Raw genomic sequence first — 13,789 nt, 5'->3', positions numbered from 1 at the left:
CGTCGCGCCAGGAGTCTTTGCCTATGTCTCGCAACGCCCTCATGCGCGGCGCATCCGCCGCCGCGCTGTCTTTCGTCGTCTTTTCATCCGCCGCAGCGCAGGAAGCCCTGCCCGCCATCGACATCTCCGGCGAGCAGCGCCCCGCCGCCGGCCCCTCGCGCGGAAAGCTGCAACCGCCGAATGGCAAGCTGCAGCTCGATGTCACCTCGCAGACCGGCAGCCGCCTCGGCCTGACGCCGCGCGAGACGCCCTCCTCCGTCTCCATCGTCGATCGCGCGACGATCGAGGCGCGCGGCGCACAGACGACGCAGGAAGTCATTCAGCGCATGCCCGGCGTCATCGCCTCCGATCCGCCGGGCGCGGCCGGCGCGATCAGCCTGCGCGGCTTCGGCGCCACATCGGTGACGCAGATGTTCAACGGCATCAGCGTGCAATATGACGCCATCGCCGGACGTCCCGTCGACAGCTGGCTCTATGACCGCATCGAGCTTCTCGGCGGCGCCTCCTCCTATCTCTACGGCCAGGGCGCCGTCGGCGGCGCGGTGAATTACGTCAGCAAGGTCGCCACGCGCGGCGAGGAGCGCAATGAGGCGCTGCTGATGGGCGGCATGTGGTTCAACCGCCGCGCCTCCTATGGTCTCAACAAGCAGCTCGACGAGAATAATTGGCTGCAATTCGATCTGAGCTACAAAGGCTCGCAAGGCTGGGTCGAGGATTCCAACCATAATTCCGGCGCCGGCTCCATCTCCTGGCTAACCGATATCGCGCCCGGCCTCTCCAACACGGTCGCGGTGGAGTTTCAGAGCGAGCAGCGCGACGCCTATTGGGGCACGCCGGTGCCGCGTCCGCTCGGCGGAACGGGCACGATTCCCTGGGGAACCTTCGGCCTGCCGGTTCTCGATCTCAAATTCGATCCCGGCGTGCGCTTCAAAAATTACAACAGCCTGAAGCCGGTCTTCGACCAGCAGGTGTTGTGGGCGCGCGACATTACGGAATACAAGCTCGACGAGGAGACGAGCTTTAAAAACACCTTCTATCTCTATCGCGCCGACCGGCAATATCAAAACGTCGAATCCTATCGCTACAATGCGACCAACACGCTGATCGACCGCAGCTCGTCGCTGGCGACGCGCCATATTCAGAGCCTCATAGGCGATCGGCTGGAGGCGACGAACACGACGACCCTGTTCGGCCTCGAGTCGAAAACGGTCGCGGGCATAGACTTTTCGCTCAATCAGCAGACGCGCAATGGAAGCCTCGAATCGGGGCTGGCCGTCGACACGGTCGAGCCCTATGGCTATTCGGCCTATAAGCTCTATCAGGACAATCCGAGCGCCACGAGCTATGTGGGCGGCGCGCGCAGCAAGCTCTACACGCTCGCGCTCTTCGCCGAGAATCGCCTGTCGCTGACGCCGCAGCTTCATCTCGTCACCGGCCTGCGCTGGGAGAAGATCAGCCTCGAGCGCTTCAACTACCGCATTCCCACCGCGCCGAGCGCCTCCAATCCTTTCGGCGATCCGGCCTATTTCGGCAAAGGCTATGAGCCGATCACCTGGCGCGCCGCGCTGATGTACGACGTGACCAAGGAGGCCAATGTCTATGTCTCCTACAGCACGGCGGCCGATCCGCCGTCCGGCATTCTGCTCACCAACAACGCCGGCGGCGTGCGCAATTTCGAGCTCACCACCGGCTGGCAGGTCGAGGCGGGAACGAAGCTCGATTTCTGGGAGGGCAAGGGCTCGGCGACTCTCGCCGGCTATTTCATCGAGCGCAACAATGTCACCACTTCCGATCCCGCCAATCCGAACAATGTCGTCAATGTCGGCAAGCAATCGTCGAATGGCATAGAGGCCAATGTCGGCGTGCAGGTGTTGGATAATCTCAGCGTGCAGGGCAACGCCGCCTGGATCAATCCGAAATTCGAGACCTTCGAGGAGGCGGCGACGATCGCTGGAACGACGATGCGCGTGTCGCGCGCCGGCAATCGGCCGACCAATATGGCGCGCTGGATCGCCAATGGCTGGATCACCTGGGATTTCCTGCCCGATTGGCAGGCGACCTTCGCGACGCGCTTCGTCGGCGATCGCTTCGCCGACAACGCCAACACCATGCGCATACCGGCCTATACGACTTTCGACGCCGGCCTCTCCTGGCGCATAACGCCCAATGCGAAGCTGACCGCCATGCTGAAGAACATGACCGACGCCGCTTATGTCGAATGGGCGACGGGCGGCTCGGGGCCGCTGCTGCGGCTCGGCCAGCCGCGCACGGTCGAATTGTCGCTGAAGATGACCTTCTGAGGAGGCGGACATGAAGAGATATCTCTATCTCGCTCATCGCTGGCTCGGGATCGGGCTTAGTCTCTTCATGGCCATGTGGTTCTTCTCGGGCGTCGTCATGATGTATGTCGGCTATCCGAAGCTGCTGCCATCGGAGCGGCTGGCGGCGCTGCCGCCGCTCGATCCGGCGCGCTGCTGCGTCGATCTCTCCCGCGCTTTCGACGCCACGGGAGAGGGCGGCGCGCCGCAATCCGTCCGCCTCACCAGCATCGCCGGCGCGCCGACTTTCATTTTCGAGCGGCGCGCGAAGGACAGCGGCCCGCAATTCACGGCGGTTCGCGCCAGCGACGGCGCGCGCGTGACCAGCATTTCAGAGCAGGACGCCATCGCCGCCGCGCGCACCTTCCTCGACGGCGAAGCGAGCTATGACGGCGTCATCGACGAGGACCAATGGACGCATTCCAAAGGTCTCGACGGTCTGCGCCCATTGCACCGCGTCTTCATGTCCGATGCGGATTCGACGCTGCTCTATGTCTCTTCCGTCACTGGCGAGGTGGTCCGCGACGCGACGCGGACGGAGCGCCTCTGGAACTGGGCCGGCGCCTGGATCCATTGGCTCTATCCGTTTCGCGGCGGCTGGCTCGACGTCTATTGGCGCGATATCATCGTCTATTCCTCGCTCATCGGAACCGTGCTCGCCCTCACCGGCCTCGTCGTCGGAGTGATGCGCTGGCGCTTTCGTGCGCCCTATAAGACCGGCGCGCGCACGCCCTATCGCGAAGGCATGATGAAATGGCACCATATCGTCGGCCTCATCGGCGGCGCGACGGCGATCACTTTCGTGTTCAGCGGCCTGATGTCGATGAACCCTTGGAAAATCTTCGAGACGAAATCGGCCTTCGACGCCAAAGCCTATTATGGCGGCGCGCTCGCGCCCGAGCGATTCCATCTGTCCATCGCGCAAGCGCTGACGAAATTCGCCGATGACGGATTCTCGGCGCGCGAGCTCGAGCTGCGCGTCATCGACGGCGCCGGCTATTATGTCGGCTTTAGCGCCGGCGGCGCGACGCGAATCTTGCGCGCAGAGGCCGACGCCGCGCCCGCCTTCACGCTGCCATTCGACGAATTGAAACGGCTCGGCGCGCGGCTCGTGCCCGGCGCGAAAGTCACGGCGGCGACGGTGATGGAGACTTATGACTTCTATTATTTCGCGCGCGCGCCGCACACCATGCATGGCGATGTCGACAAGCGCCTTCCCGTGCTGCGCCTGGAATTCGACGACGCTGCGGGAACCTGGGCGCATATCGACCCGCATACGGGCGCCGTGCTCGGCAAGCTCGATTCGGGGCGCCGCACGAGCCGCTGGCTGTTCGCCTTTCTGCACAGCTGGGACGCGCCCGCGCTGCTCGCGGCGCGGCCCTTGTGGGATGCGCTCATGCTGGCGCTCAATGGCGCGGGCTTTGCGCTCAGCGTCACCGGAATCGTCATCGGCTGGCGGCGGCTGAAGCGCAAATTCGGCGAGCGCCGGGCGCTGGCGCGATCGGCGTCGCCGAGCTTGGCGCGATCGAGCCGCGCATGACCACCGCGCTGGTGACGCCTGACGCCCGGCCATGAGGAGCGCCGCGGGCTGGCGGCGGGCTGATCCCGCGGGGCCGGGCGGGCGAGCCGCCGACCCAGCCCACCGACCGAGCCTACCGACATGGAACGTCATTTGCGTAATCGGTCAGCGAGGTCGCGCTTCGACGAATTGAAGCCGCCTCGAAGCCTTTTCGATGGTTTGGGGAGCGAGCCATGGTCGATTCGATTGGCGCCGTCGTGGTGGGAACGTTCGGCCTCGCGGCGGAGGCGGCGGCCAAAGGCGCGGCGGGCGCGGCCGTCATCGACGGCTATGACGCCCTGAAGTCTGGACTTTCAGCCTTCGCCAAGAGGGAGATCGCCGAGCTGGAGCCGCGACCGCGTTCGATCGGAATGCAAATCGCCGTCGCTGAAATCATCGACGCCCAATCGGAGGAGACGAGAACGGCGCTTTGCGTCCTCGCCGCGACGCTCATCGCCCGGCTGAGGGACGGCGCTCCGGCCGCCGGACTCGACATCGACCGCCTCGCCGCGCTCGAAGCGCAGCTCAGCGCCCTCGCTCCAAAATAGGCGCCGCCGGCAGCCGCGCGCTGTCGAGATCGGCGCCGTGGAAGCTCGCGCCTGTGACATCGGCGCCCGAGAGATCGGCGTCGCCGAGCTTGGCGTGATCGAGCCGCGCATTGCGTAGGCTCGCGCCGGCAAAGCGCGCCGAGGTCAAGACCGCATGGGTGAGATTGGCGCCGGTCAGATCGGCGCCGTCGAAAATCGCGGCGGTCAGATCGGCGCGCACCGGGACCATGCCCTGATTGGCCGGATCGGCGCCGAGATCGGCCTCGACGAGCTTCGCCTTCACGAAGCGCGCGCCGCGGCCGCCGCCGATGATGCGGGCGCGCGTCAGATCGGCGCCGGAAAAATCCGCCTCGTCGAGAATAGCCGCATAGAGAATCGCGCCGGAAAGATCGGCGCCCGACAGATCGGCCTCGCGCAGATCGGCGCGGGTGAGATTGGCCTCGCCGAGCCGCGCGCCGACGAGCTTCGCCCCAGCGAGCCGGGTGGCGAAGAGATCGGCGCGCCGAAGATCGAGCCCCGAGAGATCGAGGCCGGAAAGGTCTAGATCGGTGAGCGCCACCGGCTTTCCGGCGGAGGCGACGATCAGTCTCTCTATATCGGCGCGGCTTCGGTCCGCCGCCGCGGCCGCCAGCGGCGCGAGAATCAGGAGGACGGCGGCCAAAAGGCGTCTCGCTCGGGCCGAGGACATTATGAAGGCTCCCTCGCTCTGCATCGCTTCTGTGGCGACGGCGGGCGAGCCTACCCCCGCCACGCCCCCGCGGCCGCGGGAAAGAATGCGCTGCGGGCGGGAAAGACGTCCCGCCGCCGGCGCGGCGATCGGCCCCTATTTCCGCGATTGACAGGGCGGCGGCCTTGCCGCCTATAGCCCTGACCCTTTCCACGGGCCGCCTGCCCGCGCCGTCTCGGAGCTAGACAATTTCATGCCGCACACTGGTCTCGAGAACCTCATCACCACCGCCTTCGAAGACAGGGCCAATATCGACGCCTCCACGCAGGGCGACATTCGCCACGCGGTCGAGAGCGCGCTGCGTCTGCTCGATTCGGGCAAGCTGCGCGTCGCCGAGAAGGTCGAGGGCGCGACCGGCCCCGGCTCCTGGAAGGTCAATCAATGGCTGAAGAAGGCGGTCCTCCTCTCCTTCCGCCTCAACGATATGAGCGTGATCGAGGGTGGTCCCGGCGGCGCGAGCTGGTGGGACAAGGTTCCCTCCAAATTCGTCGGCTGGGGCGCGGCCGAGCATAAGGCGGCGGGCTTCCGCTCCGTGCCGGGCGCGATCGTGCGTCACTCGGCCTTCGTGGCGCCGGGCGTGATCCTCATGCCCTCCTTCGTCAATCTCGGCGCCCATGTGGACGCGGGGACCATGGTCGACACCTGGGCCACGGTCGGCTCCTGCGCGCAGATCGGCAAGAATGTGCATCTTTCCGGCGGCGTCGGCATTGGCGGCGTGCTGGAGCCGCTGCAGGCCGGCCCCACCATTATCGAGGACGACTGCTTCATCGGCGCGCGCTCGGAGATCGTCGAAGGCGTCGTCATCGGCCAAGGCTCGGTGATTTCCATGGGCGTCTTCATCGGCGCCTCGACCAAGGTGATCGACCGCGCCACCGGCCAGATTCACATCGGCTATGTGCCGCCCTATTCGGTCGTGGTGTCGGGCAATCTGCCGGGCAAGCCGCTGCCGGACGGCTCGGCCGGGCCGTCGCTCTATTGCGCCGTCATCGTCAAGACGGTGGACGCGCAGACGCGCGGCAAGACGGCGATCAACGAGCTGCTGAGGGACTGATGGAGCTGCCCTCGCGCGAGCGCCTGAGCTTCCTCTATCGCACGGAGGAGGGAAGCCTCGACCGCGCCGGCTGGCGCTGCGGCGTCGCGGGCCTTCTGGCGATCCTCGTCCCGCTGACGCTGATCTGGCTGGCGCTCTTCCCCTACACGGATCACGATCTGTCGAAGGACCCGTTCTTCGTCTGGCAGACGGTGGTCGCCTACGCCTATCTCGCGCTCTATTCGCTCGCCGTGCTGCTGATCGCGGTGAGCTTCGTCAATCTCTCGGCCAAGCGCTTCCGCGCGCTCGGCCGGCCGGCGCCGCTCGTCTTCGCCGGCCTGCTTCCCTTCGCCCTTCTGGTGGCGGGCGCCATGCACTGGCTGCAGCCGCGCGTCGCCGAGGTGATGCCCTATTGGCCCGTGGCGCTCACCGATCTCGCGCTCGCCGCGGTCGCGCTGTGGACGGGGTATGCGCTGGGGGTGAGAGAGGGCGGGAAGTGACGGTTTCACCTTGCAGCAACAATAAGCAGCCCTCATGCTGAGGAGGCGGCGAAGCCGCCGTCTCGAAGCATGAGGGCTGCGATGCCGATCGAAGGGGCAACAGTCTACATGCTGCTCTGCGCTGATGGCGCATATTACACCGGCCTGACTCGCAAGAACGTCGACGAGCGCGTCAGCGAGCACAATCAGGGAATCCATGAAGGGTTCACGGCGACGCGCCGGCCGGTTCGCCTTCTCTGGTCGGCGCATTTCGAACGCCTGACGGAAGCGATTGCGACTGAACGGCGCATCAAGGGCTGGAGCCGGGCCAAGAAGGAAGCGCTGATCCGCGGAGATTATGACGCTCTTCCTGGCTTGGCCGCTCGCCGCGGAAAGAAGGAACGTCGAGACTGCGGCGGCCCCTCGCCCTTCGAGACGCCTGCTACGCAGGCTCCTCAGGGTGAGGGGACTTGAAGGTTCGGGCAGGCCAAAGCCCCCACCGCGTTGACGCCTCCGCCCGGCGCCCATAGTGTGCGCCCCTCTTCGCAACCGCAACAAAAGCCGCATCATGCCCACGTCCGAGCCCTTGCCCGCCGATCTCCTCGAAGCCGCCCGCGTCTCGCCGGCCTGGCCGTTCGAAGAGGCGCGCAAGCTCGTCAAACGTGTGGCCGAGACCGGCCAGACCAAAGTTCTGTTCGAGACCGGCTACGGCCCCTCCGGCCTGCCGCATATCGGCACCTTCGGCGAGGTGGCGCGCACCTCCATGGTGCGCCACGCCTTCGAGGTGCTGACCGAGGGAAAGATCGAGACGCGCCTGCTCGCCTTTTCGGACGATATGGACGGGCTGCGCAAAGTGCCCGACAACATCCCCAATAAGGAGCTGGTCCGCGCCCATCTCGGCAAGCCGCTGACCAAGGTGCCGGACCCGTTCGGCACGCATGAGAGCTTCGGCGCGCACAACAATGCGCGGCTGCGCGCCTTTCTCGACGCTTTCGGCTTCCGATACGAATTCGCCTCCTCGACGGACTATTACACCTCCGGCCGCTTCGACGCGGCGCTGCTGCATATGCTGGCGCGCTATGAGGAGGTGATGAAGATCATGCTGCCGACGTTCCGCGAGGAGCGCGCGGCGACATATTCCCCCTTCCTGCCGGTTCACCCGCATACGGGAATCGTCATGCAGGTTCCGCTCGATTCCATCGACGCCGCGGCGGGGACGATCTCCTGGCGCGATCCCGAGAGCGGCGAAGCCTTCGTCACGCCCGTCACCGGCGGCCATTGCAAGCTGCAATGGAAGCCGGACTGGGCGATGCGCTGGTATGCGCTCTCTGTCGATTACGAAATGGCCGGCAAGGACCTCATCGACTCGGTGAAGTTGTCGAGCGCCATCGTGCGCGCGCTCGGCGGGCGGCCGCCGGAGGGCTTCAATTACGAGCTCTTCCTCGACGAGAAGGGCCAGAAGATTTCCAAGTCCAAGGGCAATGGTCTGACGATCGAGGAGTGGCTGACCTACGCCAGCCCCGAGAGCCTCGCGCAATTCATGTTTCAAAAGCCGAGCGCGGCGAAGAAGCTCTATTTCGACGTCATTCCGCGCAATGTCGACGATTACCTCTCCTTCCTCGAGGCCTATCAGCGACAGGCGTGGAAGGAGCGGCTCGGCAATCCGGCGTGGCACATTCACTTCGGCGCGCCGCCGGCGCCGGAGACGCTCGCCCATGACGGCGACGCCAAGGGGACGACGATCTCCTTCTCCATGCTGCTCAATCTGGCGACCGTCGCCAACGCCGAAGATTCGTCGGTGCTGTGGGGCTTTCTGCGCCGCTATGCGCCGAATGTGTCGCCGCAGAATCATCCGCGCCTCGATAAGCTCGTCGGCTATGCAGTCGCTTACTTTCGCGATTTCGTGCGGCCGGCGAAAAAATATCGCGCGGCCGACGATGTGGAGCGCGACGTGCTGACGACTCTTTCGGAGACGCTGGCGTCGCTGCCGAAGGACGCCAGCGCCGAGGATATTCAGACCGCGCTCTATGATGTCGCGCGCGCCGTGCCGCGCTATCAGGATTTGAAGGCGAAAGGCGCGACGCCGGAGCGGCCGGGCGTGTCGAACGACTTCTTCAACATGCTCTATGAGGTTCTTCTCGGCGAGAGCCGCGGCCCGCGCTTCGGCTCCTTCGTCGCGCTGTTCGGCGTGGAGGAGACGCGCTGCCTCATCGCCAAGGCGCTCGCCGGGGAGTTGACGAAGGCCGCTTAGGCCGCCGCTGGCTTCGGCCGTCATTGCGAGCGAAGCGAAGCAATCCAAAAGCCGTGAGGCGGCCCCTGGATCGCTTCGTCGCTTCGCTCCTCGCGATGACGATGTCCTAGAGCAATGGAACAGGAGCGACGAACATGCGCGCTGCGGATGCGGACATTCTGATCCTGCCGGGGCTCGGCGGCTCCGGCCTCGAGCATTGGCAGACGCGCTGGGCGAAGAAGCTCTCCACCGCGCGCTGCGTGGCGCAGGCGGATTTCGACGCGCCGCGTTTTCCCGAATGGATCGAGAGCATAGAGCGCGAGATCGCCGCGGCGACGCGCCCCGTGGTGCTGGTCACGCATTCGCTCGGCGGCATAGCGGCGCTGCATGTCGCCGCGCGCGCGAGCGACAAGATCGCCGCCGGCTTCCTCGTCGCGCCGCCCTCCGAGCGCGCGATTGCCGAGCTAACGGCGATCGATCCCGCCTTTCTGCCGATTCCGCGCGAGCGGCTGCGCTTTCCGACGCTTCTCGTCGCCAGCTCCGACGATCCTTATGCCGAGGCGGAGTTCTCGAGGACATTGGCGCAGGACATAGGCGCGGAACTGGTCGACGCCGGCGCAGCCGGGCATATCAACGCCGATAGCGGCCATGGGCCTTGGCCGGAGGGCTCGCTGCGTTTCGCGGGCTTTCTTTCCAAGCTGTAGAACGCGCGCCCCTCAGCGCCCGCGCATCGCCTCTATCTCCCTGCGCGCCCGCGCCTCCAGCGCATCGGCGGCCTCTCTCGTCATCAGCCGGCGCGGCGTCGCCACGTCGAGCGTCGCACCGACATGCGAGGGGCGCGGCGACAGAAGAAAAATCACATCGGCCAGCTCGATCGCCTCGCGCAGATCATGGGTGACGATCAGCGTCGTCACATGACGCTCGTCGATGAGCGCGGCGATGCGCGCGCGCAGATCGCGCGCCAGCGCATCGTCGAGCGAGACGAAAGGCTCGTCCAGCAGCAGCAGATCGGGCTCGATCGCCAGCGCCCGCGCAATGGCGACGCGGCGCGCGAGGCCGAGCGACAATTCGCCGGGAAAATGCTGCGCATGCTCCTCGAGCTCGAGCGCGGCGAGCAGAGCGGCGAGGGCCTCCTCGCTGGCCTGCGGCGCGGCGATGCGCAGATTGTCGATCACGCTGCGCCAGGGCAAGAGGCGCGGCTCCTGAAACACCATGCCGAGCCGCCCGCCGGCGGGAAGCGTCACCGCGCCGGAAAATTCCGTGTCGAGCCCGGCGATGATGCGCAGCAATGTCGTCTTGCCGCAGCCCGACGGACCGACCACCGCGCCGGCGCGGCCGACGGGGAGAGAGAAGCCGAGATTTTCGAGCGCGCGCTGCGGCCGGCCGCCGCCGGAGAGATAGTCCTTATGCGAAACCCTGACCTCGAGCAGGGCGGCGGCGCCATCGCGAGACATGTCGTTCAAAGGGCTGCACCAGGAGAGTTTCGACGGCGAGCATCAGCAGGACGAAGGGAATCGCATAGGCGAGCAGCAAACGCACGTCGAAAAGCTGAAACGCCATATTGATCTCGAAGCCGACGCCATTGGAGCGGCCGATCAGCTCCACCACCAGCACGATTTTCCACACCAGCGAAAGCCCCGAGCGCGTCGCCGCCGCGATATAGGGCGCGAGCTGCGGCAAGACGATATGCCGCAGCCGCGCCGCAGGGCGCAGGCGGAAGACCTCGGCCATCTCATCGAGCTCGTGATCGAGCGCGCGGACGCCCTCCCGCATCACGACGATGGCGTTGGGCAGCTTGTTGAGCGCCACCGCGCCCACCGCCGCCGCCTCGGTGAGGCCGGCCCAGAGATAGGCCAGCACGATGACGACCAGCGCCGGCAGATTGAGGAGGATGACCAGCCAGGGATCAAACAGCCGATCCAGCGCCGGCCGTCGTCCCATGGCGTAGCCGAGCGCCGCGCCCAGACTCATGGCCAGCAGAAAAGCGGCGACGACGCGCGCCAGTGTCGCCGCGAGATTGGTGAAGAGCGCGCCGCTCTCGGCCTCATGGGCGATCGCCTCGAAGACAGGGAGCGGCCCGGGCAAGCGGCGCGGATCGGAAAACAGCGCCGCGCCCTGCCAGAAAGCCAGCAGCAGCGCCAGCGACAGGAGGCGGATCACCGCACCGCGCTCGCCGCGGGCTCGTAGAAAGTGCCCGCGGGCAAGGTCTTCGCCGCGCCGACCAGCGCCGCGCCGCCGATCTCCGCGAGAGTGGCGTAGAGCCCGGCGGCGTCCTCCCGCTCCTCCGCGACGCTGCGGGCGGGAATGCCCTCCACATAGCTCTTGCGATAGAGCGCGAGCACGGCGGGGTCCTTGGCCGGAATGCGCTGCATGGCGACGCGCCAAGCGGCGTCGGAGGCGGCGATCAAATGGCGCGCCTTGTCGATCATGGCGAAGAAGCGCGCCAGCGGCGCGGGGCTTTTCGCGGCGAAGCCCTCGTCGAACACATAGCCGGTGACGACCGGCGCGCCCTTGGCGCCGAGCGCCGTTTCCACCTTGCGCAGATCGATGACGTGAGAGAGGCCGCGCGCCTCGAGATCGGCGGCGAAATTCCAGAATTCGAGCGCGGCGTCCAGCTCGCCCTCGGCGGCTTTCTCGGCGATGAGCGGCGGCGCGCCGTAAACGATGGTCGCCGATTTGGTGAGATCGACGCCCTGACGTTGCGCATAGGCGCGCAGCAGCAGCCAGCTCTTGTCGAGCGGGCCGCCGGCGACGCCGAGCTTCTTGCCGGCGAGATCGGCGACGCTCTTCACCGCTTTGTCGCGCGCCATCAACGCGCCTATGGCGGTGGAATGCGGATAGAAGGTGAGCTTGGCGCCGTCGGCGCGCTGGCGCGCCACCCACAGCCAGTCGGAGACCACGATATCGACGGAGCCGCTCTGAATGGCGATCTTGGCGGCGTCGGTATTGGCGAGCTCTGTGACCGCCAGCTCGAGCCCCGCCTCCTTGTCCAGGCCGAAGGCGGAAATGACGGCGAGCTCCCAAACGCCCGAGCCGGTCTTCTGCAGGCCGAGACGGAGCCGGTCGGCCGCGCGCGCCGGCGCGACGGCGAGAAGCGCGACCAGCGCCGCGAGCAGGAGCGTTTGGAAGATCGGTCGCAAGATGAATCCCGCCTCTGTGCAGGGCGATCGCGTGAACGACAAATCGGGCGCCTTCACCCTCCCCTTTACGGGGAGGGTCGGATGACGCAGCCATCCGGGGTGGGGTCGCACGGCAGAGACTCGGCGGAAACACCCCCACCCGATCGCCTTCGGCGCTCGACCTCCCCCCTCGTCGAGGGGGAGGTGGAAACGCCTCTTTAGGCGCCAATTCTCGTTCACCCCGCGCCTCTTTGATTATTTCTCACGAGGCAGGATAGCACAATTCCTGGAGCAGACGCGCAAAACGCCCGCGACGCTGCGTCGCTCACGCCGCCTTGCAGCGCCGCAGCCCCCGCCACGCCAGCACGGCGAGCAGCAGAGCCGGCAGCCCCACGCCGGCCGCGAGCGCGGAGGCGACGCCGGCCGAGGCGCTCGCCACATCCGCGCTCGCGGGGAAGCGCGGCAGAGCGGCGTAATCGGCCTGCGTCAACGACTGGCCCGCATGGGCGCGCGACCAGAAGAAATCGCGCCAACGCTTGTGGAAGTCGTCGAGCTGGGCGGAGAATTCCGCATAGCGGCGGTCGCCGGAGCCGGCGATATCGGCGACCGAGCGATACATCACCAGCGCCGGCGAGAGAAAGGACAGCTGGTCGGCGAGCGCGCGCTGGCGGGCGAGCTGCGCCTCGTGACGCGCCATCACCGCCTCGACCCGCGCATTGGCCGTCTCCAGCACGGCGAGGCGGCGAATGGTGCGCTCCTTGGCGTCGCCGAGCTTCATCTCTGCCGCCGCAGCGTCGGGATGCTCTTCGGCGTAACGGGCGAGCGCGGCGTCGCGCTCGCGATCGGCGTCGGTCGTGGCGGCGCGCGCGGCCAGCGTCATTTCCGAGCGCGAAGGCGCCGGATAGAGCGCGTCGGCGAGCGTGTTGACGGCGGCGGGCGCGATCATGGTGAGGCCTGCCCAGACGGCGATGAGCGCCAGCGCATTATAGGCGGAGCTTTTGCCGAAACTGTCGATGACGGCCGCGAGCAGCGCCCAAAAGGCGCCATAGGCGAAGATCGCCGCGATGAGCAGCGCGAAGGCGCCGGAGCCGAGCGGCTCGGCCCCGCGCAGAAGATAGACGCCGGCGCAGGTCGCCGCGATCATCGCCAATATCGGCAGGCCGGCTCGCGCCGCGAGCTTGCCGAGCAGAACGGCGGTCGGACTCTCCGCGCTGGCGAGGGTGAGGGCGAGCGTGCCCTTCTCGCGCTCGCCCGCCGAAAGATCGAAGCAGAGCGCGAGAATCGCCAGAGGAAAGACGAAGACCAGCACGAAGGCGAGATCGATCGAGCCGCTGGCGAGATGCGCCGGATTCTCGATCTCATCGGCGAAGAGGAAACTGTCCTTGGTCCCGCTCGTCACTTTGAGCGCGGCGGGGAAAAGATCACTCTGCCCTGTGGCGACGATCGCGAGCGGCGTCGGCTCCAGCGCCGCCACCGCCGCCGCAGAGCCGCCGCCGACGAAGACGGCGTTGCGCGGATCGCGAAAGGGCGGCGTCTCGCCCTTCACGCGGCCGGCGTCCAAATCGGCGAGCGTCTTGCGCAGCGAATCGAGACGCAGAGTCTCGTCGCGCCGCGCATCCTCGATCGCCGCTTTTTGCGCGGCGATGCGCTCGGCGCCGTCGAAAAAGGCGAGCGCGCTCATTGTCGCGATCGCCGCGAGCACGGCCCATGCCGCAGCATCGCGCCGCAGAAGCCGCCATTCGAACCGCCATGCGGCGAGAAACGCAGAGAATGTCATGGC

General features: G+C 66.8%; 13 protein-coding genes. 8 read left to right on the top strand and 5 right to left on the bottom strand.

Annotation, left to right across the window (positions count from 1 at the left end):
- Window positions 1-23: 23 nt before the first annotated feature.
- The 3 genes from A1351_RS23010 to A1351_RS23000 all read left to right on the top strand — a co-directional run bounded on the left by A1351_RS23010 (window position 24) and on the right by A1351_RS23000 (window position 4,424).
- Window positions 24-2,300, top strand: coding sequence for a TonB-dependent siderophore receptor (locus A1351_RS23010; RefSeq protein WP_064034022.1), 2,277 nt, complete (start codon window positions 24-26; stop codon window positions 2,298-2,300).
- A gap of 10 nt (window positions 2,301-2,310) precedes the next feature.
- Window positions 2,311-3,858, top strand: coding sequence for a PepSY domain-containing protein (locus A1351_RS23005; RefSeq protein ID WP_064034021.1), 1,548 nt, complete (start codon window positions 2,311-2,313; stop codon window positions 3,856-3,858).
- Window positions 3,859-4,070: 212 nt separating this feature from the next.
- Window positions 4,071-4,424 (top strand): hypothetical protein, encoded by a 354-nt coding sequence (locus A1351_RS23000; protein WP_026599994.1) that lies wholly within the window; start codon window positions 4,071-4,073, stop codon window positions 4,422-4,424.
- On the opposite strand, the gene A1351_RS22995 is transcribed toward A1351_RS23000, so the two are convergent.
- Entirely contained in the window at window positions 4,402-5,085 is a 684-nt protein-coding gene (locus A1351_RS22995; RefSeq protein WP_064034020.1) for a pentapeptide repeat-containing protein, read from the bottom strand. The genes A1351_RS23000 and A1351_RS22995 overlap by 23 nt on opposite strands.
- A 259-nt stretch (window positions 5,086-5,344) precedes the next feature.
- Here A1351_RS22995 and dapD point away from each other — a divergent pair, with 259 nt between their 5' ends.
- The 5 genes from dapD to A1351_RS22970 all read left to right on the top strand — a co-directional run bounded on the left by dapD (window position 5,345) and on the right by A1351_RS22970 (window position 9,594).
- Window positions 5,345-6,202 carry a 2,3,4,5-tetrahydropyridine-2,6-dicarboxylate N-succinyltransferase gene (gene dapD / locus A1351_RS22990; protein WP_024878459.1) on the top strand — a complete coding sequence of 286 codons (858 nt, stop codon included), beginning with the start codon at window positions 5,345-5,347 and terminating at the stop codon, window positions 6,200-6,202.
- Complete coding sequence (locus tag A1351_RS22985; RefSeq protein ID WP_024878458.1) at window positions 6,202-6,681, top strand: hypothetical protein; 480 nt, start codon at window positions 6,202-6,204, stop codon at window positions 6,679-6,681. The genes dapD and A1351_RS22985 overlap by 1 nt, the downstream gene beginning before the upstream one ends.
- A gap of 81 nt (window positions 6,682-6,762) precedes the next feature.
- A complete protein-coding gene (locus A1351_RS22980) occupies window positions 6,763-7,134 on the top strand; it encodes a GIY-YIG nuclease family protein (protein ID WP_036308590.1) in 372 nt (123 codons plus the stop codon).
- 94 nt (window positions 7,135-7,228) lie between these two features.
- Window positions 7,229-8,911 carry a lysine--tRNA ligase gene (locus A1351_RS22975; protein WP_064034019.1) on the top strand — a complete coding sequence of 561 codons (1,683 nt, stop codon included), beginning with the start codon at window positions 7,229-7,231 and terminating at the stop codon, window positions 8,909-8,911.
- A gap of 134 nt (window positions 8,912-9,045) precedes the next feature.
- Window positions 9,046-9,594 carry an alpha/beta hydrolase gene (locus tag A1351_RS22970; protein ID WP_024878455.1) on the top strand — a complete coding sequence of 183 codons (549 nt, stop codon included), beginning with the start codon at window positions 9,046-9,048 and terminating at the stop codon, window positions 9,592-9,594.
- A gap of 12 nt (window positions 9,595-9,606) precedes the next feature.
- On the opposite strand, the gene A1351_RS22965 is transcribed toward A1351_RS22970, so the two are convergent.
- From A1351_RS22965 to A1351_RS22950, 4 genes are all read right to left on the bottom strand, one after another.
- On the bottom strand, window positions 9,607-10,344 hold the full coding sequence (locus A1351_RS22965; RefSeq protein WP_024878454.1) for an ABC transporter ATP-binding protein: 738 nt from the start codon (window positions 10,342-10,344) through the stop codon (window positions 9,607-9,609).
- A complete protein-coding gene (locus A1351_RS22960; protein WP_064034018.1) occupies window positions 10,295-11,050 on the bottom strand; it encodes an ABC transporter permease in 756 nt (251 codons plus the stop codon). The genes A1351_RS22965 and A1351_RS22960 overlap by 50 nt, the downstream gene beginning before the upstream one ends.
- On the bottom strand, window positions 11,047-12,033 hold the full coding sequence (locus tag A1351_RS22955; protein ID WP_064034042.1) for an ABC transporter substrate-binding protein: 987 nt from the start codon (window positions 12,031-12,033) through the stop codon (window positions 11,047-11,049). The genes A1351_RS22960 and A1351_RS22955 overlap by 4 nt, the downstream gene beginning before the upstream one ends.
- Window positions 12,034-12,334: 301 nt before the next feature.
- The gene (locus tag A1351_RS22950; RefSeq protein WP_064034017.1) at window positions 12,335-13,786 is read right to left on the bottom strand and encodes a DUF3526 domain-containing protein; all 1,452 of its coding nucleotides are present in this window, start codon (window positions 13,784-13,786) and stop codon (window positions 12,335-12,337) included.
- Between the last annotated feature and the right edge of the window lie 3 nt (window positions 13,787-13,789).

The organism is Methylosinus sp. R-45379 (assembly GCF_001644125.1).
In the GTDB taxonomy this organism is placed as follows: domain Bacteria; phylum Pseudomonadota; class Alphaproteobacteria; order Rhizobiales; family Beijerinckiaceae; genus Methylosinus.
This window is presented reverse-complemented; position numbering and strand designations above follow the sequence as displayed.

What these genes read in the sequence shown, in the direction of transcription:
- A1351_RS23010 (WP_064034022.1), top strand. Translation starts at nt 24, where the DNA reads ATGTCTCGCAACGCCCTCATGCGCGGCGCATCCGCCGCCGCGCTGTCT.
- A1351_RS23005 (WP_064034021.1), top strand. Translation starts at nt 2,311, where the DNA reads ATGAAGAGATATCTCTATCTCGCTCATCGCTGGCTCGGGATCGGGCTT.
- A1351_RS23000 (WP_026599994.1), top strand. Translation starts at nt 4,071, where the DNA reads ATGGTCGATTCGATTGGCGCCGTCGTGGTGGGAACGTTCGGCCTCGCG.
- dapD (WP_024878459.1), top strand. Translation starts at nt 5,345, where the DNA reads ATGCCGCACACTGGTCTCGAGAACCTCATCACCACCGCCTTCGAAGAC.
- A1351_RS22985 (WP_024878458.1), top strand. Translation starts at nt 6,202, where the DNA reads ATGGAGCTGCCCTCGCGCGAGCGCCTGAGCTTCCTCTATCGCACGGAG.
- A1351_RS22980 (WP_036308590.1), top strand. Translation starts at nt 6,763, where the DNA reads ATGCCGATCGAAGGGGCAACAGTCTACATGCTGCTCTGCGCTGATGGC.
- A1351_RS22975 (WP_064034019.1), top strand. Translation starts at nt 7,229, where the DNA reads ATGCCCACGTCCGAGCCCTTGCCCGCCGATCTCCTCGAAGCCGCCCGC.
- A1351_RS22970 (WP_024878455.1), top strand. Translation starts at nt 9,046, where the DNA reads ATGCGCGCTGCGGATGCGGACATTCTGATCCTGCCGGGGCTCGGCGGC.
- A1351_RS22965 (WP_024878454.1), bottom strand. Translation starts at nt 10,344, where the DNA reads ATGTCTCGCGATGGCGCCGCCGCCCTGCTCGAGGTCAGGGTTTCGCAT.
- A1351_RS22950 (WP_064034017.1), bottom strand. Translation starts at nt 13,786, where the DNA reads ATGACATTCTCTGCGTTTCTCGCCGCATGGCGGTTCGAATGGCGGCTT.